Below are 23,455 nucleotides of genomic sequence, written 5' to 3' on the forward strand. Positions count from 1 at the left end.
ACGGCACATAATAAAAAAAGGAGTTGAATTTTAAAATTTTCAACTCCTTTCATTTTTTCTAAAAATTCAGGCCTAACGAACCAGTTTTTTATATTTAATACGCTTTGGCATAATATCACCGCCCAGACGTTTCTTTTTATTCTCTTCATAATCTGAAAAACTACCCTCAAAGAAATATACCTGAGAGTCTCCTTCGAATGCAAGAATATGAGTACAAATTCTATCCAGGAACCAACGGTCGTGAGAGATCACTACAGCACATCCGGCGAAATTATCCAGTCCTTCTTCCAGGGCCCTTAAAGTATTCACATCAAGATCATTAGTTGGCTCATCCAGAAGTAAAACGTTTCCTTCTTCCTTAAGCGTCATCGCAAGATGAAGACGGTTTCGCTCCCCACCAGATAGCATGCTTACTTTTTTATTCTGCTCGCTTCCGCTAAAATTAAATCGGCTTAGGTAAGCTCTCGAATTCACCTGACGTCCTCCCATCATGATCAACTCCTGTTCGTCACTAAAGTTTTGCCAGATAGTCTTATCAGGATCTATATTAGAATGGCTTTGATCTACATATGCTATCTGTGCTGTTTCTCCAACAGTAAAACTTCCTTTATCAGGCTCTTCTTCACCCATGATCATTTTGAAAATAGTGGTTTTACCGGCACCGTTTGGCCCAATAATCCCAACAATTCCAGCCTGCGGAAGATTAAAATTAAGATCTTCATAAAGCAATTTATCTCCAAATGCCTTACTCACTCCATTTGCTTCGATCACATTTGTTCCTAAACGAGGTCCGTTAGGAATATAGATCTCGAGCTTTTCATCCATCTGCTTTTGATCCTGACTCAAAAGTTTGTCATAATTCTTAAGTCTTGCCTTTTGCTTAGTCTGCCTGCCTTTGGGGCTCATTCTGGACCACTCAAGCTCGCGTTCCAGTGTTTTTTGACGTTTACTTGCCTGTTTCTGTTCCTGAGCAAGTCTCTTGGATTTTTGATCCAGCCAGGAAGAATAATTTCCTTTCCATGGAATTCCCTCTCCCCTGTCCAGTTCCAATATCCATCCGGCAACATTATCAAGAAAGTAACGGTCGTGGGTTACGGCGATAACTGTCCCTTTATATTGTTGTAAATGATGCTCCAGCCAGTGCACAGATTCAGCATCCAGGTGGTTGGTTGGCTCATCCAAAAGTAATACATCCGGCTCCTGAAGCAGAAGGCGACATAGAGCTACCCTTCTTCTTTCCCCTCCGGAAAGCACTGCGATCTTCTTGTCTGGCTCAGGTGTTCTTAGAGCATCCATGGCAATCTCCAGTTTTGTATCCAGTTCCCAGGCATTACTGGCGTCGATCTTATCCTGAAGTTCTGCCTGCTTGTCCATAAGTTTTTGCATCTTATCTGCATCCTCATAAACTTCCGGCAAGCCGAACATATCGTTTATTTTGTTGTATTCATCAAGAATAGCAACTGTCTCCGCAGCTCCTTCCTTTACAACTTCCAGTACCGTTTTTTCATCATCCAGTTCTGGTTCCTGCTCCAGCATTCCCACGCTGTAATTAGGAGAGAACACCACATCACCCTGGAAATTCTGGTCTTTACCGGCAATGATATTCAATAAGGTCGATTTACCGGAACCATTTAATCCAAGGATCCCGATCTTGGCTCCGTAAAAGAAGCTTAAATAAATATTTTTCAGGACAGGAGTATTTGCCTTTGGAAAGGTCTTGGTAACTCCAGACATTGAAAAAATCACTTTTTTATCGTCTGACATATATCTTAATATTAAAATTCTTAATTATTAGAGATTGCAAATATCCTGAATTTTTCACAGAATTCAATTATCATAAACCCCCAATAATCTCTGGATTAACAGTAATTGTCCTGTATGATAGGCTGTATGTTCGATCACCAGAAGTATCTCTCTTAGCAGAGTATGATCCTGAGAATTTAACACAGGCTGACCCAGGTCGAATTCTTCGTTCAGCAAATGATCCTTAAGTAACTTCCTATCCTCAAAATAATTGGCTTTTAGATCCTCCCACTCCTCTTCGCTTGCAGGTTCGGGGACATCTGGCCAGTAATCTGTGGGCCATTCTTTCGGGGAGTATTCAGGTGAATTGATGTAGTCAAGGATATCTTTCTGGGCAAACCAGATATGAAAGAAAACTTCATAAAAAGAATAAGGTAAACCAGAAGGTCTTTTACGAATTTTCCCGAAGGGTATGGCATCGATAAAACTTTCTATGGATGCATAAGCCAGACCACCTTCCAGATGAGCTACCAGTTGCTTTCTGCTTTCTTTATCTGAGATCATGATTTTCTTTTAAACTCTACCTTTCAGCGCATTGAAAACCCAGGATATAAAAAAGAACCCTATACCCGTAACCGAAAAGCCGATGGCATAATCCTTATACTTCAAAACCCCCAGTAAAACCAAAGCTGCTCCCACCAGAAATAATAAAAAAGATGCCCAACCAAATATGCTGTTTTTATTCATTGACATAATCCCTGTTTTTAAACAAATATCGGCTAATTTTTATTGCTTTTTTCGAAGCTGAGAATTGCGGTCTTTTTGTATTTTAGCCAAAAGCCAATTCTGAATGAGAATTCGTAAATTTTCCTCAGAATTAAAGATTAATTTAAAATTAATCACATTAAAATAAACAATTTATTGTAAAAAGCTCAATATAATGGACATCAACTTCAACAAAAATGAAGATCATAATAAGCTTTTAGTTTCCACCATGAAACAAAAGCTTGCCAAAATTAAATTAGGTGGAGGAGAAAAGCGTATTGAAAAACATCACGCTAAAGGGAAAATGACCGCCAGGGAAAGAATAGATTTTTTGCTGGATGATAAAGAGAAATCGATTGAAATTGGCGCCTTTGCCGGTGATGGAATGTATAAAGAACATGGCGGCTGCCCCGGTGGTGGTGTAGTGGTCAAGATGGGATATGTATCGGGTAAACAATGTATAGTTGTGGCAAACGATGCTACAGTAAAAGCCGGGGCATGGTTTCCTATAACAGGAAAAAAGAACCTTAGAGCTCAGGAAATAGCCATTGAAAACAGGCTGCCCATTATATATTTAGTGGATAGTGCCGGGGTATTTCTACCAATGCAGGACGAAATTTTTCCAGATAAGGAACACTTCGGAAGGATCTTTAGAAATAACGCCGTTATGAGCAGCATGGGCATTACCCAGATCGCTGCGGTTATGGGTAGTTGCGTCGCTGGCGGGGCATATTTACCTATAATGAGTGATGAAGCACTTATCGTTGAAAAAACAGGTAGTATCTTTCTGGCCGGAAGTTATCTGGTAAAAGCCGCAATTGGCGAATCAATTGACAATGAAACTTTAGGTGGTGCAACTACTCACAGCGAGATAAGTGGGGTTACAGATTATAAAGCCAAAGATGATAAGGATGCTTTGACCCGTATCCAGAAAATTATGGATAAGATCGGTGATTTTGACAAGGCGGGTTATAGTCATTCTAAACCTGCCAAACCAAAGCAAAAACAGGAAGAGATCTATGGAATTCTACCAAAGAAGAGGAGTGATCAATATGATATGCATGAGATCATCTATCGACTGGTAGACAATTCAGAATTCGAAGAGTATAAAGAAGGCTATGGCCAGACTATCATCACGGGATATGCACGAATAGACGGCTGGGCTGTTGGAATCGTGGCGAATCAGAGAAAAATAGTAAAAACCAAAAAAGGGGAAATGCAATTTGGTGGAGTCATCTATTCAGACTCTGCAGATAAAGCTACTCGCTTTATTGCTAATTGTAACCAGAAAAAAATACCTCTGGTTTTCCTGCAGGATGTTACCGGATTTATGGTAGGCAGCAAAAGTGAACATGGAGGAATTATAAAGGATGGGGCAAAAATGGTGAATGCCGTGAGTAATTCTGTGGTACCTAAATTCACTATTATCATAGGAAACTCTTACGGCGCCGGAAATTACGCCATGTGTGGGAAAGCCTATGATCCAAGATTGATCGCTGCCTGGCCTAGTGCTGAACTTGCTGTTATGGGTGGAACCCAGGCCGCTAAAGTGCTTGCCCAGATTGAGACTGCATCAATGGCGAAAAAAGGTGAAAAAGTAGACGAGGAAAAGGAAAAAGAAGTTTTTGAAAAATTGAAAGCAAAATATGATGCGCAAACCTCAGCTTATTATGCCGCAGCCAGAATCTGGACAGACGCGATCATAGACCCTTTAGACACGAGAAAATGGATATCAATGGGAATTGAGGCTGCAAACCACGCCCCTATTGAAAAAGACTTCAATATGGGAGTTTTGCAGGTATAAATTGAATAAATAATAAATGTGATAAAACCATCAGCTAATTCCTGATGGTTTTTTTATTTCCCGGTATAAGTTTTTCTTCACCATATATCATGATAATTCTATCCACGTGAGCCCTGAGAAAGCATACTTCTGTTCTTTTTAGAAAAATTTGGCAGGAGATATTAAATAATATATAAATGAGTTTTATCCCGTAAAACGAGTCGGTTTTTGGTGTAATTTTTCACAAAAATATGCTCAAATGATCGTCTCGAGGAACCTCAACTGGAAACACATTGTATATTATACCTGGAAAAGTATGATCTACTTTTTCATACTATCATTACTGGTTTATGTGTTACATATTCAATTCAATTTTGAAAGGCTAAGCATTCCTTTTAACGCTATTGCAACCCTAAGTACAGCCCTGGCCATATACCTGGGTTTTAAAAATAACAGTGCCTATGATCGTTGGTGGGAAGCCAGGAAAATCTGGGGACTACTGGTTAACTACAGCCGCGCGTGGGGAAGAGAAATTCTTAATCTGGCCCTTCCTACAGAAAATGCATATGCAGATGAACTTGAACAATGGCAGAAAAGAGTGATTTATCGCCATATTGGTTTTGTACACGCCTTGAGAGTATTCCTCAGGATTAGAAAACCATATAATAAAAACAGGAATGAATTAGTAGAGGATCATAACAGATATGCCGATGTCAAAGCCTTTCTATCTTCCGAAGAGTTCAGGCTATTCCGGGAGAAAAACAATCCTCCTAACTATCTATTACAACTACAGGGAGAGGACCTAAGAACCGCCTTTGAAAAAGGCTGGCTTTCAGATTATCGTTTTGTAAAGCTGAATGAAACCCTGACTGAATTTAACAACCATCAGGGAATGAGCGAGAGGATCAAGAATACTCCGCTTCCAAGGCCTTATAGTTTTTCTTCCAGGATATTTGTATTTATGCATGGCACCCTGGTTCCGTTTGCATTTATTGAAGAATTAGGCTGGATCAACATCCCTCTTTCCCTTACCATAAACTTTATATTCCTTGCACTTGACCAGATAGGGGAACGCACAGAAGATCCTTTTGAAAACAAAATGGAAGACACACCCCTTACCCAGATAAGTATCACCATAGAAACCAATTTAAAAGAAATGCTAGGTGAAGGAGAATTGCCAAAGTATACCGAGAAATTTGAAGGTGTTATTTTATAGCTTCGATTGAGAATGCACAGATAAAGGCTAAAGGGAATATTGCTCAAAAAACTATAACTTGGCTCTCCAAATTTATTTGAACATGAAACGTATTATCCCGGCACTTATATTATTTTTTTCATTTTGTAATCTGAATGCTCAGGTAGTTGGAGAAAATCATTCCAATTTTACTAAGGCAGATACCCTTAGAGGTTCCCTAAGACCTGAAAGGACTGGTTTTGATGTACAGAAATATCATTTGAAATTAAAAGTAGAACCTGAAAACAAATTCATTTCCGGGTCTAATACCATTAGTTTTAAAGTAATAGCAGAGTTGCCGGTAATGCAATTGGATCTTTTCAAAAATATGCAGATAGATTCGATCATGCACCGAGGTAAAGAATTGAGTTATGAAAGGGAATATAATGCAGTCTTCATAAAATTCGACGAACCCCTGCAAAAAGGTATTTCAGATTCTATACAATTTTATTATCATGGAAATCCGGTAGTAGCCAAAAACGCTCCCTGGGATGGCGGCTTTGTTTGGGATAAGGATGAAGACAGTAATCCCTGGATTGGGGTTGCAGTCCAGGGAACTGGCGCAAGTTTATGGTATCCCAACAAGGATCATCAAAGCGATGAACCTGAGGAGGCTAGGTTAGATATTGCCGTACCCAATGGTCTCATGAACGTTTCCAACGGTAGGTTAATAGGTGAAAAAGACCTGGGTAATGGATTTACCGAGTGGAGCTGGAAAGTGGTGAACCCGATCAATAATTATAACATAATGCTCAATATAGGTAACTACGTGCATTTTTCTGATGAATATAGAGACCTGACTCTGGACTATTACGTATTGCCATATAACCTGGAGAAAGCTAAAGTTCATTTTACTGAGGTGAAGGATATGATGGCCTGTTTTTATAAGAAAATGGGGCCTTATCCTTTCGTAGAAGACGGTTTCAAACTTATCGAAACACCATACCTGGGGATGGAACACCAGAGTGCGGTAGCTTATGGAAACCAATACCGGAAGGGATATCTTGGCAGGGATCTGTCTGGAACCGGAATTGGGTTAAAATTTGATTTTATTATCATCCATGAATCAGGTCACGAATGGTATGGAAACAGTATCACCGCAAAAGATATTGCCGATATGTGGATCCACGAAGGCTTTACCAGTTATACGGAAGCTATTTATACTGAATGTCGCTGGGGAAAGAAAGAAAGCCTGCAGTACATTAAGGGAATAAGGCGAAATATTTCAAATCAACGTAAGATCATTGGGGATTATGGGGTAAATGCGGAAGGTTCAAGCGACATGTATTATAAAGGCTCCAACCTTTTGAATATGATAAGAAGCATCTACGATAACGATGAATTATGGTGGAAAACCTTAAGAGATTATACAGAAACCTTTAAGCATAGAACTATTACTACAGAGGACACCGAGGAATTTTTCGATATGGCCACAGAGGTAGATCTAAAACCGGTATTTGATCAATATCTCAGACATGCTTCTTTGCCGGTTCTGCAGTTGAGACAGGCTGATGACCAGATACTTTACCGCTGGAAAGCAGACGTTCTAAGCTTTAAAATGCCCGTTGATGTATTCATCGATGAAGAAGAGATACGTTTGAACGCTACCTCAGAATGGCAATCCTACGAGACCGGTGAAGAACTTGATGAATTAAAAGTGAATGATCTCGAATTCTACATAGAAACTGAGATCGTACCATAAAGCTTTCCAGATATCCTGAAATTCAAACAATTAGATCGGCATAAAGGCGGATATTTTACTGGTTTTTAGTAACTTAAGGTAAATTATTGCATTATGTTAAGTATTAAATCACTTAATAAATGGGCCAATGCACATACTTACTACTGGCTTGATCTATTACGGGTAGCGCTGGGAGTCTTTTTCTTTATAAAAGGAGTCCAATTCATCTCACAAACCGAAATGCTGGCAGAATTGATAAAACCTCTACAAGGTTTTGGAGGCACTATGCTCATAGTTCATTATGTAGCATCTGCACACCTGGTTGGAGGTATTCTTATTGCTTTTGGATTATTGACGAGATGGGCACTTATCGCACAGATCCCAATCCTGATCGGGGCAATTCTGATCAATTTCGTTGGAGAAATGAATTCTTCAGCATTGATCCTTGCCCTCCTGGTAACAGTAATTAGTGTGTTCTTTATTTTCTATGGATCCGGGAAACATTCCGCAGATTACATGATGAAAATGGGATATTAAAACTGGCTTTTTTTAGTTTTCAGCTTTTTCTGAAGGAATTAGCCTAAGATCTCTTTGTCTTTTATTCACATATCTGAATCCATCTTCACCCCAGAATCCTGCTTCTTCCAGCATGATTCTAACGCTCTTCTCCCATTCAGGAATATTTACCTCTGTATTTAATTCGATCGCGTAAGCCGTATTTTCATATAGAGGATAATCGCCGGGCCCAGGAACTCCACCTTGCTGATCCCACATCCCGATAGTTGGTCCCGCAGAGTGACCGTAAAGACCAAGCGGGTGAGTATAAATAGAGGCTTTTAAGCCCTGTTCTTTTGCTTCCTTCAGACTTTTCTTTAAGATCTCGTTTCCGGTAAGTCCCGTCTTAAAATTTGAAGTAAGGATATCCTGCAACAAATTTCCTTTAGAAAAGGCCTTTTCTAAAAATACCGGTGCCTTGTTTTCTCCATCCTTTAAAACATAGGCCATTTGCTGGCAGTCTGTATTTAAATTCAGATAGGAAATTCCAAAATCACAATGTATAAGGTCCCCCGGTAAAATAACAGAACTGCCATTTTCATTTGAAAATGCGGTAATATGATCTACCAGTTCTTCATTGCTTCGCTGTATATCTACTGTTGGATGAAACCAGGTTTCCATACCCATATCGGTAACTTTCTGCCGCAGCCACCAAACCACATCATCTGTAGTAGTAACCCCGGGTTGTATAACGAGTGTGCTAAAAGCTTCTGCAATAATTTCATGGGTAAGCTCCACAAGATCGCTAAAAAGAACCATTTCACGAAGGGTTCGGGTTTCAATCCAACCAACTGCAAGGTCTTCCGCAGAAACAATACGATCGTGATATTCCCCGGGCAAAGCAGCTTTGAATTGCTCAAAATCTGTTTTCGCCAGCCCGTCTGCGATGCCAAAATTATCAGAGAAATTAAGCGCGATCTTAGAAGGGTTTCTTTCTTTAATAATATCTATTAATGCTTTCCACTGGTTGGGTTCTTTCTCTTTGTCCCAGGCAGAAACAATATTGTCTCCAATATTATACCTGGCTATGGCTAGTTTTTCCAGACTGTCTGCCTCCTTATCCCGGTTAAACACTAAAATTGTTCTTCTTCGGGCATTTAACCAGGTGGATGGCAGCATGGTTCTTAAAACCGGATCTTCATTATATTCTCTGGAAATAACCACCCACATATCAATACCACTGCGATCCATCAGTTTGGGAAGCAGGTTGTTAAACCTATCAGCAAGGATCTGGTCATTAACCTTTGATCTTTCTCTCTCATCTAACACCTGGCTTTGGGCAAAAGCGGTAAATAAAATGATGGTAGCTAGCAGGATCTTTTTCATAGAAATAAACAGGAGTTTGATAGTAGATTATTGTAATTCGATTTTAGCGATAAGCAGTTTGAAAGCTTCATTTTTTTTATTCCCGATTAAAATAGCAATTTCATCTATATGATCATGATTGAAATTAGGCTGATTCAATTTTCGCCCCCTGAAGGAAGGATACATTTTATCCAGAGGGATTTTAATTTCCTGCCATTCTTTATTAGTGCAGAATTCGATGATATAGGAATAGTAATTGCTATCCTTATTTTTTACACGGAATTGATAGTTCTTCCCATCCCCTTTTAGTTTTAAAATCACAAATTCACTGCTTCCAATCTCCATTTTAGGTAAATCATATCTTACCGATGAAAACCCTCCATTATTTTCAAGGGAAACAACTCCTTCGAAAACTGCATAGCCATCATCGTTCAGATAAAAGTCTCCTGTAGAAAGGCCTCCCATCACTCCGTCGAGTACAAGTTTCCAGTCTTCCAGGTCTAATTCCCTCTCAAAATCAAAAATCACCTTGTTCTGAAGCATTGAAAGGAGTGTTATTATGAAAAGTAAGTAGCGCATAATTCTATGAAACCCGGCTTTTCAAAGTGTTTTCACGATGTATCTTGCCATTAGGGGTTTCCTCAAATTTTTCGATAAGATAGATCTTCTTAGGTTTTTCGTATTTACTTAGTGACTTAATTTTATCGATCTCCTCCTGCAATTCCTCGATGGTATCTTCAGAAAAATCATCTTCTACAAATAAAATAAGCTTCTCACCAAGAGATTCATCTGGCATGGATGTTACGAAAAAACGCCGGTCCAGTACCTCGTTAAGTTTCTGTTCGATCTGCTCGGGAAATAATTTGATCCCGCCAGAATTTATGACATTGTCATATCTACCCTTCCACAGAAACCTTTTATAAGTAATAATTTCTACCACATCATTCGTGACTATATCCTCATCCAAAATATTAGGAGCTTTTATTATCAAACAGCCTCTTTCATCCTGGGCAATATGCACATTTGGCATTAATCTGAACGGCCTTTCCGCTTTCCGTTTTTTCTTAGGATTGAGTTTTTTGGCTGCAATATGACTACAGGTTTCAGTCATCCCGTAAGTTTCGTATAAAACGGATTCCACATCTTTCAACATCTTTCTTAATCTGGGAGATACTGCACCACCGCCAATAATAAGCTTCTTCACCAGGTGCAACCGCGCAATGGAATTATCTAACTGGAATGGAGTCATGGCCGAAAAATCGTAAACCTTGAAAAGGTTATCCAGGGGATTAGAAGAAGGAGGAATCGTATCAAGGTCCCAGCCCAAGGCCATAGCTCTTACCAGCATCATCTTCCCGGCTATATACTCTGCGGGAAGGCAAAGCAATGCGGTAGTACGTGCCGGTAGTTCAAAAAACTTTGAAGTTGCTAAAGCAGAGTTTATCATATGCTCTTTCTTTAGCTTCATTTTCTTTGGTTTACCAGTAGACCCTGAAGTTTGAACTTCGATATAAGAAGTTGGTTTCAACCAGTCCATCAAAAAACTGCCTATCTGCTGCTCGTAGGGCTCACCTTCCTTTATAAAACTATAAGCAATCTGCTTAAGCTCAGAATTCGTGTAATGCCTCTTGTTCAGTCGAAAATCTGAATGAGTTTCGGGTATTTTAAACTTATCTGGCATATTTGATGAAGTTAGTCGATATCTCTAAAGTTAACGAATTGAAATGGGATTTTTAAAAATGTTTATTAACATTTATGAATTCCAAATCGGTTTTGGCACTTCATCATTATTAAAAAATAATCGGTTTAGAACCTTTCTGGCTCTAACTCTACCGGCTTCTCTACCTTTCCGGTTAATTTTTCCTTCCAGTTGGTCCACTTATACTTTCTTGCCATGATATACAGGAACAGTGGATAAATAACAAGAACCGGAATAAAAACATCCCAGCCTGCAGAGGGCTCTGATACATCCCTAAGAATAGAATTTGTTTGAAATGCGGTCCAGTCTGCAGTAACCAGTAAGGCCGTAATGAGGTTATTTGCCGCATGAAATCCAAGCGCCAATTCCAGCCCCTCGTCCATCAAAGTAATGATTCCCAACATAAAGCCGGTACCTATATAGTGTATCATGATGATATCCCCCAGCTTGGTCACTTCAGGATTAAAATAATGCAGTCCCCCAAAAACCAGCGAAGTAAAAATTAAGGGAACCCATCGATTTCTGGCCAATATGCCCAATCCCTGCATGAGATAACCCCTGAAGAAGTATTCTTCAAAACTGGTTTGGATAGGAATCAACAGCACACAGATCAATAGTAGATACAGAAACGGCTCTAATTCAAAATTCACTACATAATCCTCCGGATTGGCAAAATAATCCAGCAAGGTTATAATTATACTAAAGGCACCCACTAATATAAAGACAAACCAGAACCGGCTCCAGTCTATTTTTTTCCTACTGGTCGTTAATGCTTTTATAGGCTGATGATGTACATATTTTACCCAGAGAAAAAGTCCTGCCAGGAAAATCACGAATGCGAGCAGGTTTTCAACCAGGACCCGGTTGGATCCTTTACGGGCAATTTCTTCCTGCATGACTTGCCCTATATCGATATCCATCATTTCGATAAAGACAAAGTTGAGGGCCATTAGACCAAAAAATAATACAGGAATGACTAAATAACGCCAGAAGGAGTGTGAATACTTGAATGCCTGTGCTATAAACATAAATTAATTAAAAATTAAATTCCCAGTGCTTCGAAGGATTATAATGAATATTTCCATTTTCGACCTCCAACGGACTTTCGAAATTATTAGTATATAGGCCGCCGGTCCCCAATCCCTGCGGTAAATCCGGTTTAAGAGTGTAGGTCCATTGTGCAATAGCATTTAGACCCACATTGCTTTCCAGGGCACTGGTGATCCACCATTTTACACCCTGAGCCTCACATATATTTTTCCACTCAACCGTACCCTTTATCCCACCAATCAGGCTGGGCTTGAAGATCGCATATTGTGGATTTACTATTTGTATCAGGTTTTCTTTATCTGTTACATTGGTGAGTCCAATTAGTTCCTCATCCAAAGCAATTGGTAACGGAGTTTTTCGGCACAAATCAGCCATTTCTTCGATCTGTCCCTGTTTTATAGGTTGTTCTATACTATGCAGATCAAACTGAGCCAGCCTATCTAACTTTTCCATGGCATCCTGCGGATTAAATGCGCCATTTGCATCCACCCGCAATTCTATATCTCTTTCAGAAAATTCACTTCTAATCGCCTGCAGAAGGTCCAATTCAGTTTCAAAATCTATCGCACCTATCTTTAATTTGATACAGTTAAATCCTGCGGCGATCTTTTCTGAAATCTGATTCTTCATGAAAGTCTTGTCTCCCATCCAGATAAGGCCGTTAATAGGAATAGCACTTTTACCATTGGTAAAGTCTGAAGGATAAAGCAAAAATGGATGCTTAGCCTCTAAACTTTGAAAAGCCATTTCCACACCAAATTGAATACTTGGAAATTCTCTTAGTTCTTCCCAAAGCATTTCCCTGCCCATATTAATATTATTACAGGTCCACTTTAGCTTTTCTTCATAATCTGGCTTGTCATCATAACTTAAACTCCTTAGGATCCCGCATTCCCCGATGCCGAAATTCCCGCCATCGGAAATTTTCAGAAACCAGGTTTCCTTTTCAACAAGAACGCCCCGGGAAGTTCCGCTGGGGCGTTTAAAATTGAGAATATACTTCTTATAATCTGCCTTCATGTACTATAATTCTATAGATTCTCCAATTTCCAGAAGCATGAGGTCCTTCCCTTTTTCATAAAATTTCTTTTTCGCTTCTTCATGGTCTATTTCAATATATCCAAAGGTATCATAATGACAGCCTAAGATCTTATCACATTCAATGAAGTCACTGGCAATAATTGCATCATCCACTCCCATTGTGAAATTATCACCAATTGGCAGCACCGCCAGGTCCAAATCTGTTTTCATTGGGATCAATTTCATATCCATGGTCAAAGCAGTATCGCCTGCGATATAAATATTCTTGTGTTCTCCTTCAATTACAAATCCGCCGGGTTGCCCACCATAACTTCCATCTGGAAATGAACTGGTATGGATTGCGTTGACATATTTCACCTTTCCGAATTCAAAATCCCAGCTTCCACCATGATTCATAGGGTGAACCTCTAAACCTTTTGCTTCATAATGATTAGCAATTTCAAAATTACTAACGATCACTGCACCGGTATTTTTAGCTATCGCTTCAGCATCCAGAGTATGATCCTGATGAGCATGAGTAAGTAAAATAAAATCTGCCTTCAGATCCATTATATCAACCTTGTCCTTTGAGAGGTCATTGCCCGTTATGAAAGGATCTACCAGCACATCGATATCTCCTATTTTCAATGCAAGGGTATTCTGGCCGTAAAAAGTGATTTTCATAATTTAAAAATGTTGGTTTTTATAAAAATAGGAATTCACTAAAAAACCTGATGGCCATAGTCTATATAATTTTGTTAATTTTCTCGAGCTAACTACCAGATCAGGCCAAGAGCAAAAAGAATGGAAATGCCGAAAGTGGAAAGTGCAACTATTTTTAATTCAGGATCCAGGACTTTAGGGTCTTTATTGTCCACCACCCGCTGAAGATGAAAAATTAGGGGAACAAACCCGATGAGATATATAAAATCATTTAGTTCTGATGTAGTTAGAACGGAATATATCAGGAAGCAGAAAAGTGAACCGATAATAAGAATATAATGATAATTTTTAGCTCTTTTTTCTCCCAGCTTGACCACCAGCGTTCTTTTGTTAGCTCTGGCATCAGAAATTCGGTCACGCAGATTATTGAGATTTAATACCGCCACGCTAAGAAATCCTATAGATATGGCCGGAAAGGCACTGATGATCTCGTGGTTGTGACTATATAAATAGTAAGATCCATAGACAGCGACAAGACCAAAAAAAACAAATACAAATATATCACCCATTCCCCGGTATCCGTAAGCTGAGTTACCAACGGTATATTTTATTGCCGCAATTATGGCAGCCACACCAAGAATAAAAAAGATCAAAGCCGAAATTAGCTGGTCACGACCGAACGATGCATAAATAAGCAGAATCGCCAGAAACAGGGTGCAGACGGCTGTTACCACCATAGCCAGTTTCATTTCCTTCTCGCTAATTAATCCGCTTTGAATCGCCCTCGCGGGACCTATTCTTTCTTCATTATCGGTACCTTTTACCCCATCCCCATAGTCATTCGCAAAATTTGAAAGTATCTGCAGGCCCAAGGTGGTTCCCAGCGCCAGGCTGAAAATCGCGATATCAAAATATCCTGCATGAGCGGCTATACTGCTTCCTACAATGATTCCGGAAATTGATAAAGGCAAGGTTCTTAATCTGGCCGCATTGATCCAGGATGAAAATCTACTCATGCTTTAATTCATTATTTTCACCAGGAGTTCTTTTAAAAGATCTCCCTGAGAAACATTTGAAGCTCCCACTCCTTTACTTTTCACATCTGTTTCGTGCAACAGGCTAATTACATGGCTCACTTTTTTCATTGGATAATTTCGACCCGCCGTTACATAATCACTAACAAAATATGGATTTACTTTTAGTTGCTTCGCTACGGCCGGCTTGGATTTATCTGAAAGACCATGATATTGTAAGAGTTGCGAAAAGAATGAGAACAATAACGAAACTGTAACGATCATGGGATTATCCTTTGGATTTTGAGAAAAGTAATTTATAATCCTGTGCGCTTTAAGCGTATCCCTCTCGCCTACCGCTTTTCGAAGCTCGAAATTATTAAAGTCCTTACTTATTCCAATATTTTCCTCAATGATCTCGGGATTTATAGTAGTTCCTGCCGGACAGATAAGTTGTAATTTCTGAAGTTCGTTATCAATCTTCCCCAGGTCTGTACCTAAAAATTCCACCAGCATTTGGGCAGCTTTCGGGGAAATTCCATAATTCCTGCTTTTCAGGGTTTTTATGATCCAATCACCAACCTGGTTTTCATATAAGCGTTTACCCTCGAAGATCACCCCGGTTTTAGAGATCGTCTTGTGCAGCTTTTTGCGCTTATCGATCTTTTTATATTTATAGCAAACTACTAAAACAGTGGTTGGTTGAGGATTTGCAGCATAATCAACCAGTTTCTCTATAGTCCTGGACAGATCCTGAGCTTCCTTCACGATAACCACCTGCCGTTCTGCCATCATGGGATAGCGTTTGGCATTGCTTACGATTTCTTCAATATTGGAATCCCTGCCATAAATAACCATTTGGTTAAAGCCACGTTCCTCCTCGCTAAGAATATTTTCTGCAATAAAATCTGAGATTTTGTCCACATAATATGGCTCTTCCCCCATCAGAAAATAAATAGGTTTTATATTTCCTTTCTGAATGTCGGTTACGATTTGTTTTGCGTCGTCCATATAGAATTTGGTGCAGCTTTAGGTCAGGGGATTTCTAAAAAGTAAATTGCAGGGCTGTAATAATCTTTATTACTTTTGAAAAATGCAAAAACTGAATTTTCCCTCTTATTCGTTTCGGTTCAAAAATAATCAAAATAAAGTAGCCGTTTTTGATGATCTGAGGAAAAAATTTATCATTCTTACGCCTGAAGAATGGGTAAGACAACATTGCGTACAATTTCTTCAAAAGGAGAAGAAATACCCCCTAAGTCATATTAATGTAGAGAAGCAACTTAAGATTGCCGGGCTGGTTAAAAGATATGACATTGTAATTTTTGAACCTGAAGGAGGTATACACATCATTGTAGAATGCAAGGCGCCCTCGGTAAAGATTACCCAGGACACCTTTGACCAGATTGCCAGATATAACCTTAGTTTGCGGGCCAACTATTTGATGGTGACTAATGGGCTGGAACATTTCTTCTGCCAGTTGGATTATGAGAATGAGAATTATATATTTTTAAAGGAACTTCCCGAATATAAGCGTTAATGAAAGTAGCTGTTGTCATACTCAACTGGAATGGAAAACACCTTTTGGAACAGTTTTTACCCTCGGTGATCAATTTTTCCAAACAGGCAAAAATATACGTTGCAGATAATGCCTCTACAGACGGCTCTGTAAGTTTCCTGGAAAAAAACTTCCCGGAAGTTGAAATAATTAAGAATAGTCGTAATGCAGGCTATGCTGGCGGTTATAACCTGGCTTTAAAACATGTTCCGGAAGATATCCATATATTACTTAATAGTGATGTGGAAGTGACAGAAAACTGGTTACTCCCGGTGATTGAGGTTTTTGAAAATGAGCCAAAAACAGCCGCAGTCCAGCCTAAGATACTTGATTTTAAAATGAAAGATTGCTTCGAATATGCGGGCGCTGCCGGAGGTTACCTGGATAAATTTGGATATCCCTTCTGCCGCGGAAGGATCTTTCAACATTTGGAAGAAGATCACGGACAATATAATGACGATCAATATATTTTCTGGGCCAGTGGAGCCTGCCTGGCCATAAGGAAAGACAACTATGAGCAAACGGGTGGTCTTGATGAAGATTTTTTTGCTCATCAGGAAGAGATCGACCTTTGCTGGAGGTTACAAAATGAAGGTTTCAGGATCAAATATGTTAGTGCCTCGAGGATCTACCACGTAGGCGGAGCAACCCTGGCTGACATGAATCCAAAGAAGACCTTCTTCAATTTCAGGAACAGCCTTTTTATGCTTTTAAAGAATGTAGAATCGGGCAGGGTATTTTATGTTCTTTTTATTAGGATGATCCTGGACGGGGTCGCGGGATTTAAATTTCTTTTCGAAGGAAAATTCAATCATTTCTTCGCTATTTTAGATGCACACGGCAGCTTCTACAGGCATTATGGAAAAATCAGAAAAAAAAGACCTAAAACATTTATTTTCAACGATTACTACAAGATCAAATCTATCGTTTTCGCCCATTATATAAGGCGTAAAAACAAATTCAGTGAGCTCGAAAAATAATTTAAAAAAGGAAATGTTAAAATACGCTTCCGTCTTATTATTTTTTTGATATTTTTGGGCATTCTAACAATATAAAATTATAAGAAACCTATTATGAAAAAAATCATGCTTTTGTCGGCAACAGCTGCCATTTTGCTCTCTTCATGTGTTTCACAGAAAAAATACAATGAGCTGGAGACTAAGCAAAGAGAAACTCAGGACCAGTTAAATACCGCTACGGTTAAACTGAATTCCTGTCTTGATGAAAAAGAAAGAATGGGCGAGCAGATCACCCGTCTTAATAATACAAATGCTGCCCTGTTGAACAACGTTGGTGACCTGGCCACCCTTTCTAAGAAAGAAGCTGAAAACCTTGAACGTTCGCTAGAGAGCATTAAAGAGAAAGATCTTGCGATTCGTTCTATGCAGGATGCAATCAACAAAAAGGATTCTGTAACTCTAGCCCTGGTAACAAGTCTTAAAGGTGCTCTTGGAAATATGAGCGATGAGGATATTGAGATCAATGTAGAAAAAGGTGTGGTATACGTATCTATTTCAGATAAATTATTATTTGACAGTGGACGTTACAACATTACTCCACGTGCAAAGGAAGTACTTGGAAAAGTTGCTACTGTGGTTAAGAACAAGCCAAACATCGAATTTATGGTGGAGGGTCATACAGATGACAAGCCAATCAAAACTTCGATGTTCGAAGATAACTGGGATCTTAGTGTAAAGCGTGCTACTTCTGTAGTAAGAGTACTTCAGGATGATTTTGGTGTTGAGCCGGCTCGTATGACTGCAGCAGGTAGAAGTTACTACATTCCTGTAGCTACCAACGAAACTGCTGAAGGCCGTGCTAAGAACAGAAGAACAAGAATTGTTGTTCTTCCTAAACTTGACCAGTTCTACAGTATGATCGAAGAAGGAATGGAAAAAGCTACTTCTAACCAGGAGTAAGACTTTTTTCAACATATATTTCTGAAAAGCCCCGCAATTGCGGGGCTTTTTAATTTATACCTATTATAGTGTTGTAAATCAGGTTTTTATATTATTTTAGGGATTACCAACCACACCTAATTTTTGATGCTATGAAGAAGACAGATGTATACATCTGGTGTCTTGGTGCTTTTCTTTGCTCATACACCTTTCAATCATGTTCCCGGGAAGAGATACAATCTGCAGATCAGGATGCAATGCAGTTCAGCCCTAAAGAGATAGTATTTTATAAAAAGTACGATTCTGGATTTAATAACAAGCCTGAATCCACTGCCATTCATGAAATATTATTCAAAGATGGCTTCACCAGTGAGCCCTGCGAAATCACAGATTTTGGCCGTATACTTTCTGGTTATTCCGAGGCTTTATTGAAAGATCCACTTTTCGATCCCGGACTGATATTTTACTATACAGAGTTACACCGTAAATATGTAACCTATTATGTAGGTGAAAATTATTATGGGGAGAATGGAGAGTATGATCAAACAGCTAAAAAAAGAATAAGAGAGCTTGAAAGTTTCTGGAATCTTAACCGTGAGATAAGATTAAACGGGCAACATTTTAAGAGTCTGGAGGACCGCGAAATTCTAACCGATATGATCGAAAGTTTTGACCGGACCGTACGCAACAGAGATGAAGCTTATGAAAAGGCAGACTGGCTTTTGGAGATTAATAAGCTTTCTCCTAACATACCCGAAAATCCCTTTTTCTCCCTGGACGCATTTACCAGGTCTAATGGGCTACTGGTGATTGGTGATGGATTATTACAGAGCCTCGTTGATGTGGGAATTGAAGGTAAAGTTGCATTCAGTTCTATTCTAGCGCACGAATGGTGGCATCAGGTACAGTTTGAAAATGACCTGGAATGGAATTCTGCCAGCTCACTTCCCCCCATGGCAGAACGCTCCAGATTTTCTGAACTCGAAGCAGATTTTGCGGCTGCTTATTTTTTAAGCCATAAACGCGGAGCTACCTATAACTGGAAGCGAATAGCAGATTATTTTGAACTCTCCTTTAATGTAGGTGATTGTTTGACCAACAGCAGCCAGCACCATGGAACTCCGACTCAAAGATCAATGGCGGCTAGGGCCGGTTTCGATCTTGCTGATTCTGCCAAAAAGAAAGGTTCTGTGCTTGAAGCCGGCGAAGTACATAACGCATTTCTGAAATTCTATAATTCCATAATATTAGGAACAGATCTGGAGTATTTGAGCGTTTAAAGGTAATTACATTATATCTAAACTTCCCTTACCTTCCCGAATCACTTCCGGTTCTGCCGTAGTAAGGTCTATCACCGTAGAAGGAATATTATCACCATAACCCCCATCGATCACAATATCCACAAGATGATCCCATTTTTCACGGATAAGCTCAGGATCGGTGCTGTATTCCAGAACCTCATCTTCATCCCTTATCGAGGTAGAGACAATAGGATTTCCCAATCCATTTACGATAGCTCTGCAAATATTATTATCGGGTACCCGGATCCCGACCGTTTTTTTCTTCTTAAAAACGTTTGGTAAATTATTTCCACCAGGCAGGATAAAGGTATATGGCCCGGGAAGTGACCTTTTAAGAATTTTAAAAGTAGAAGAGTCTATTTGCTTCACATAATCAGACAGATTACTAAGATCTTCACATACAAAGGAAAAATTTGCTTTTTCCAGTTTCACCCCTTTTATCTGGGCGATCTTTTCTAATGCCGAAACGTTGGTAATATCGCATCCTAAACCATAAATAGTATCGGTTGGATAAATAATAAGCCCTCCTTTTTTCAAGGTATCAACTACTTTATTTATATGCTTGGGTGCGGGATTTTCATCATAGATCCTAAGTAATTCAGCCATAATTCTAATTTTATAGGGTGGTTAGTCTTTTTACTATCGTGATGAAGTATGCTTAATCTGCTTTCTGGACTTCACTTTCTAATTTCAATACTTTGCTCCCGTCTTCCTGTTTTATGTACAGCGCTTTATTTCCTTCTTCTCCTTTGCGGGTTACTTCATTACCATCGATCTTCCTGGTAACTTCTTTAGTAAAGGTTGAAACAACTTCTCCTGTTGCTGTACCGTTGCCCCATTCCCATTTTACTTTGCTTCCTTCTCGAATCATAATTTTTCTTTTCAAGTTAAAGAATATTCAGAAATCATCTGCCAGTAGAATACAGAAGCAACCTTATTTTAATTCATTTTTAACAAATACGAAGTTTTTTGTATGTAGATGGTAAAGGATCTAAAGCCCTTTTAGCTTCTTTTGAATTATGGACATAAAAAAAGAGACCTTTATAAGGTCTCTCACAAAATTAATTTTGTTTGGTTTATTGAAACTTAGATTGTAGGGTGATATCTAATTCTCTAAGCTAATATATGTATTATTTACATTTTATCACAAATTCTTTTTAAGATAATACTTTCAATTTGGCAAATCTCAATAAAAGCTTTTTGATACCTCCCTGTTCAAAATCAATTTCAGCTTTTTTATCCTGCCCTGCTCCTTCGATCTTCAGGACACGTCCTTTACCAAATCTCATATGCTCGACCTCATTCCCTTCGGAAAGTTCTAAAGTATTCCTGACCTGTTCTGGTTGCTGGGAAGCAGGCTTGAGTTTTCTAAGCTTTCTTAATTGTTCTTCAGAAGGCTTATGGGCCGGCGGCGGAGTTCCCTTTGGCTTGGTCTGTCTTAACTTGCTTTTATCCACATCATCGCCAAAAATATCTGTATTGATCAATGGCTTGTATTTATAATCATCCTGGGGGACCATTAATTCCAGATATTGATCGTCAATCTCTTCGATAAATCTACTCGGCTCGGCATCTACCAGTTTTCCCCAACGATATCTGGAAAGGGTATATGTAAGGTAAGCCTGCTTCTCTGCCCTGGTAAGTGCCACGTAGAAAAGCCTTCGTTCTTCCTCCAGTTCACTCCTTGTATTCATGCTCATGGCAGAAGGGAAAAGATCTTCTTCCATTCCCACGATATATACATACGGGAATTCCAGCCCTTTAGCCAGGTGAATAGTCATTAATGCTACTCTATCTTCATCGCCCGTATCATTATCCAAGTCTGTTGCCAGGGCCACATCTTCAAGAAATTCTGAAAGGGAACCGGTGGCATCTGCCAATTCTCTTTGTCCTTCCACGAAGTCTCTTATCCCGTTCAATAGCTCTTCAATATTTTCTATCCGGGCGATTCCTTCGGGAGTACCGTCCTTTTTAAGTTCCTGAACAAGTCCTGTTTTTTTGGTCACCGTTTCGGCTACCTGGAATGCATCACTAGTTTCATTCATGATCGCGAAACTCTTGATCATATTCACAAAATTCTCAAGTTTGGTCTGCGTTCCACGATTAATATTCAGATTTAGGTTCTGCATATTTTCGATCACCTCAAAAATGGATCGGTTATGTTCCTTAGCTGCTATGGCCAGACGATCCATGGTCGTCATCCCGATTCCACGTGAAGGATAATTGATCACTCTTTTTAAAGCTTCCTCGTCTTTTGGATTCAGGATTAATCTCAAATAAGAAAGTACATCTTTGATCTCTTTTCTTTGATAGAAAGAAAGGCCTCCATAGATCCTGTAGGGAATATCCTTTTTCCTTAAAGCATCTTCCATCGCCCGGCTCTGGGCATTGGTTCTGTATAATATCGCAAAATCACCATTATTAAGTTGGTGCTGCATTTTATTTTCAAAGATCGAACTGGCGACATATCTTCCCTCCTCACCGTCTGTAAGCAATCTATTAACCACGATTTTTGGACCATCATCATTTGCGGTCCAAACGACCTTATCCAGCTTGGTTTTGTTCTTATCTATAATGGAGTTGGCTGCACTTACGATATTTTTGGTGGAACGATAATTCTGTTCCAGCCTGTACATTTGTACATCATCATAATCTTTCTGGAAATTCAGAATATTATTAATGTTTGCTCCCCTGAAGGCATAAATACTTTGTGCATCATCCCCAACTACACAGATATTTTGAAATTTATCTGATAAAGCCCTGACGATAAGATACTGTGAGTGATTTGTATCCTGGTACTCATCTACCAAGATATACTTAAACCTACTTTGGTATTTATGTAAAACATCTGGAAAACGGTTCAAAAGTTCATTCGTTTTCAGTAAAAGATCATCAAAATCCATGGCCCCCGCTTTAAAACAGCGATCCACATATTCTTTGTAGATCTCTCCAAGTCGGGGCTTTTTGGACATGGCATCTGCCTCCTGAAGTTCACCATTCTGGAAATAAGCTTTTACCGTAATAAGACTGTTCTTGTAAGATGAAATGCGGTTATAGACCTGTTTATATTTATATACATCTTTGTCTAACCTCATATCCTTAATGATGGCCCTGATCACCGAATGTGAATCCTGAGTATCATAGATGGTAAAGTTGGATGGATAGCCCAGCTTATCGGCCTCAAATCGTAAAATCTTGGCAAAGACCGAATGGAACGTTCCCATCCAGAGATTTTTAGCTTCGCTGCTTCCCACGATCTGTGCAATACGATGCTTCATCTCCCTTGCAGCCTTATTTGTAAAAGTAAGGGCTAGAATATTAAAAGGATCTACCCCCTGATTCATCAGGTATGCGATCCTGAAAGTAAGTACCCTGGTTTTGCCCGAACCCGCTCCTGCAATCACGATCATAGGTCCGTCTTTTTGCAGGACCGGAGCCCTCTGTGCGTCATTTAATCCAGCTAAATAAGCTTCCAAATTTTCTCCTTTTTTTAAAAGCTGAAAGGTAACCAAAATGTGTATAAAAGGAAACCGGATCCAAGCCGTTTTTTGAACAAATGCTTTCTCAGTTATCGCTATGATGATATTTTAATATCTTTAAATTTTATCAAAACCATGGAATCCAATCCAGAGATGAATAAATTATTTTTACTATTGCTTATCATATTTTCGAATACCAGCCATGCTCAGCAACCACAGCAGGGAAAAATAATCCCGGAATATGGAAAAACCTATAAGGTGGAATCACCGGGTTTTGAAACCGATACCACCTCTCTCATGAAAGTTGTATTTGATGTAGGTAGAAGTTTCGATCAGTCTGCACCTAATAAACTCATACAAACGGCAGCCAGGTATCTCAATATGCACGGGCAAGCCGGACTAAAACCCGAAAATATGAAGGTCGCCCTGGTTTTGCACGGGAAAGCCGTACAGGATGTACTCAAAAATCAAGCATACCTGGAGAGATTTCCTGAAGCGGAATTAAATCTTAATTTACCATTAATCAAGGCCCTTAAGGAAAAAGGGGTTCGTATAATTTTATGCGGTCAAAGTGCAGCATTTTACAATATTGATCGCAAAAATGCTTCGGAAGATGTGCAATTTGCCCTCTCGGCAATGACTGCTTTAGTACAGCTTCAGAATGATAATTACAGACTAATTAATTTTTAAGTTATAATATATGAAATT

General features: G+C 39.2%; 23 protein-coding genes. 9 read left to right on the forward strand and 14 right to left on the reverse strand.

The window, feature by feature from the left end:
• Nucleotides 1–72: 72 nt before the first annotated feature.
• The 3 genes from ettA to FGM01_RS07995 form a co-directional block, all read right to left on the reverse strand.
• Nucleotides 73–1,764: an energy-dependent translational throttle protein EttA gene (ettA, locus tag FGM01_RS07985; RefSeq protein WP_143410656.1), complete on the reverse strand. Its 1,692-nt coding sequence runs from the start codon at nt 1,762–1,764 to the stop codon at nt 73–75.
• Nucleotides 1,765–1,827: 63 nt separating this feature from the next.
• A complete protein-coding gene (locus FGM01_RS07990) occupies nt 1,828–2,307 on the reverse strand; it encodes a DinB family protein (protein ID WP_143410657.1) in 480 nt (159 codons plus the stop codon).
• 9 nt (nt 2,308–2,316) lie between these two features.
• Nucleotides 2,317–2,496, reverse strand: coding sequence for a CAL67264 family membrane protein (locus FGM01_RS07995; protein ID WP_143410658.1), 180 nt, complete (start codon nt 2,494–2,496; stop codon nt 2,317–2,319).
• 187 nt (nt 2,497–2,683) lie between these two features.
• Between FGM01_RS07995 and FGM01_RS08000 the strand changes: the two genes are divergently transcribed.
• From FGM01_RS08000 to FGM01_RS08015, 4 genes are all read left to right on the forward strand, one after another.
• Nucleotides 2,684–4,312 carry an acyl-CoA carboxylase subunit beta gene (locus tag FGM01_RS08000; RefSeq protein ID WP_143410659.1) on the forward strand — a complete coding sequence of 543 codons (1,629 nt, stop codon included), beginning with the start codon at nt 2,684–2,686 and terminating at the stop codon, nt 4,310–4,312.
• Nucleotides 4,313–4,550: 238 nt separating this feature from the next.
• Nucleotides 4,551–5,507 (forward strand): bestrophin family protein, encoded by a 957-nt coding sequence (locus FGM01_RS08005; RefSeq protein WP_143410660.1) that lies wholly within the window; start codon nt 4,551–4,553, stop codon nt 5,505–5,507.
• A gap of 82 nt (nt 5,508–5,589) precedes the next feature.
• The gene (locus FGM01_RS08010; protein ID WP_143410661.1) at nt 5,590–7,227 is read left to right on the forward strand and encodes a M1 family metallopeptidase; all 1,638 of its coding nucleotides are present in this window, start codon (nt 5,590–5,592) and stop codon (nt 7,225–7,227) included.
• Nucleotides 7,228–7,320: 93 nt separating this feature from the next.
• Nucleotides 7,321–7,743, forward strand: a complete 423-nt coding sequence (locus FGM01_RS08015; RefSeq protein ID WP_143410662.1) for a DoxX family protein — start codon at nt 7,321–7,323, stop codon at nt 7,741–7,743.
• 12 nt (nt 7,744–7,755) lie between these two features.
• On the opposite strand, the gene FGM01_RS08020 is transcribed toward FGM01_RS08015, so the two are convergent.
• The 8 genes from FGM01_RS08020 to holA form a co-directional block, all read right to left on the reverse strand.
• The gene (locus tag FGM01_RS08020; RefSeq protein WP_143410663.1) at nt 7,756–9,087 is read right to left on the reverse strand and encodes a M24 family metallopeptidase; all 1,332 of its coding nucleotides are present in this window, start codon (nt 9,085–9,087) and stop codon (nt 7,756–7,758) included.
• 27 nt (nt 9,088–9,114) lie between these two features.
• Nucleotides 9,115–9,609 (reverse strand): CIA30 family protein, encoded by a 495-nt coding sequence (locus FGM01_RS08025; protein ID WP_243735782.1) that lies wholly within the window; start codon nt 9,607–9,609, stop codon nt 9,115–9,117.
• A gap of 40 nt (nt 9,610–9,649) precedes the next feature.
• Nucleotides 9,650–10,747, reverse strand: coding sequence for an AMP-binding protein (locus tag FGM01_RS08030; protein WP_143410665.1), 1,098 nt, complete (start codon nt 10,745–10,747; stop codon nt 9,650–9,652).
• Nucleotides 10,748–10,872: 125 nt separating this feature from the next.
• Nucleotides 10,873–11,715 (reverse strand): CPBP family intramembrane glutamic endopeptidase, encoded by an 843-nt coding sequence (locus tag FGM01_RS08035; protein ID WP_341478029.1) that lies wholly within the window; start codon nt 11,713–11,715, stop codon nt 10,873–10,875.
• 85 nt (nt 11,716–11,800) lie between these two features.
• Complete coding sequence (locus FGM01_RS08040; RefSeq protein WP_143410667.1) at nt 11,801–12,835, reverse strand: o-succinylbenzoate synthase; 1,035 nt, start codon at nt 12,833–12,835, stop codon at nt 11,801–11,803.
• A 3-nt stretch (nt 12,836–12,838) separates the two neighbouring features.
• Nucleotides 12,839–13,519: a metal-dependent hydrolase gene (locus tag FGM01_RS08045; protein ID WP_143410668.1), complete on the reverse strand. Its 681-nt coding sequence runs from the start codon at nt 13,517–13,519 to the stop codon at nt 12,839–12,841.
• 92 nt (nt 13,520–13,611) lie between these two features.
• Nucleotides 13,612–14,514: a 1,4-dihydroxy-2-naphthoate octaprenyltransferase gene (gene menA, locus FGM01_RS08050; RefSeq protein ID WP_143410669.1), complete on the reverse strand. Its 903-nt coding sequence runs from the start codon at nt 14,512–14,514 to the stop codon at nt 13,612–13,614.
• Between the two features lie 3 nt (nt 14,515–14,517).
• Entirely contained in the window at nt 14,518–15,522 is a 1,005-nt protein-coding gene (gene holA, locus FGM01_RS08055) for a DNA polymerase III subunit delta (RefSeq protein ID WP_143410670.1), read from the reverse strand.
• A gap of 82 nt (nt 15,523–15,604) precedes the next feature.
• On the opposite strand from holA, the gene FGM01_RS08060 reads away from it, so the two are divergent.
• The 4 genes from FGM01_RS08060 to FGM01_RS08075 all read left to right on the forward strand — a co-directional run bounded on the left by FGM01_RS08060 (nt 15,605) and on the right by FGM01_RS08075 (nt 19,247).
• On the forward strand, nt 15,605–16,051 hold the full coding sequence (locus tag FGM01_RS08060; RefSeq protein ID WP_143410671.1) for a type I restriction enzyme HsdR N-terminal domain-containing protein: 447 nt from the start codon (nt 15,605–15,607) through the stop codon (nt 16,049–16,051).
• Nucleotides 16,051–17,049 carry a glycosyltransferase family 2 protein gene (locus tag FGM01_RS08065; protein ID WP_143410672.1) on the forward strand — a complete coding sequence of 333 codons (999 nt, stop codon included), beginning with the start codon at nt 16,051–16,053 and terminating at the stop codon, nt 17,047–17,049. The genes FGM01_RS08060 and FGM01_RS08065 overlap by 1 nt, the downstream gene beginning before the upstream one ends.
• Nucleotides 17,050–17,142: 93 nt before the next feature.
• The gene (locus tag FGM01_RS08070) at nt 17,143–17,988 is read left to right on the forward strand and encodes an OmpA/MotB family protein (protein ID WP_143410673.1); all 846 of its coding nucleotides are present in this window, start codon (nt 17,143–17,145) and stop codon (nt 17,986–17,988) included.
• A gap of 131 nt (nt 17,989–18,119) precedes the next feature.
• Complete coding sequence (locus FGM01_RS08075) at nt 18,120–19,247, forward strand: hypothetical protein (protein ID WP_143410674.1); 1,128 nt, start codon at nt 18,120–18,122, stop codon at nt 19,245–19,247.
• Between the two features lie 6 nt (nt 19,248–19,253).
• Here FGM01_RS08075 and FGM01_RS08080 read toward each other — a convergent pair whose 3' ends face one another.
• From FGM01_RS08080 to FGM01_RS08090, 3 genes are all read right to left on the reverse strand, one after another.
• On the reverse strand, nt 19,254–19,874 hold the full coding sequence (locus FGM01_RS08080) for an L-threonylcarbamoyladenylate synthase (protein WP_143410675.1): 621 nt from the start codon (nt 19,872–19,874) through the stop codon (nt 19,254–19,256).
• Between the two features lie 52 nt (nt 19,875–19,926).
• Nucleotides 19,927–20,139: a hypervirulence associated TUDOR domain-containing protein gene (locus FGM01_RS08085; protein ID WP_143410676.1), complete on the reverse strand. Its 213-nt coding sequence runs from the start codon at nt 20,137–20,139 to the stop codon at nt 19,927–19,929.
• A 286-nt stretch (nt 20,140–20,425) separates the two neighbouring features.
• Nucleotides 20,426–22,744, reverse strand: a complete 2,319-nt coding sequence (locus FGM01_RS08090; protein ID WP_143410677.1) for an ATP-dependent helicase — start codon at nt 22,742–22,744, stop codon at nt 20,426–20,428.
• A gap of 138 nt (nt 22,745–22,882) precedes the next feature.
• On the opposite strand from FGM01_RS08090, the gene FGM01_RS08095 reads away from it, so the two are divergent.
• Nucleotides 22,883–23,437 carry a DsrE family protein gene (locus FGM01_RS08095; protein ID WP_143410678.1) on the forward strand — a complete coding sequence of 185 codons (555 nt, stop codon included), beginning with the start codon at nt 22,883–22,885 and terminating at the stop codon, nt 23,435–23,437.
• Nucleotides 23,438–23,455: the final 18 nt, after the last annotated feature.

Source organism: Christiangramia sabulilitoris, assembly GCF_007050985.1.
Lineage (GTDB): Bacteria > Bacteroidota > Bacteroidia > Flavobacteriales > Flavobacteriaceae > Christiangramia > Christiangramia sabulilitoris.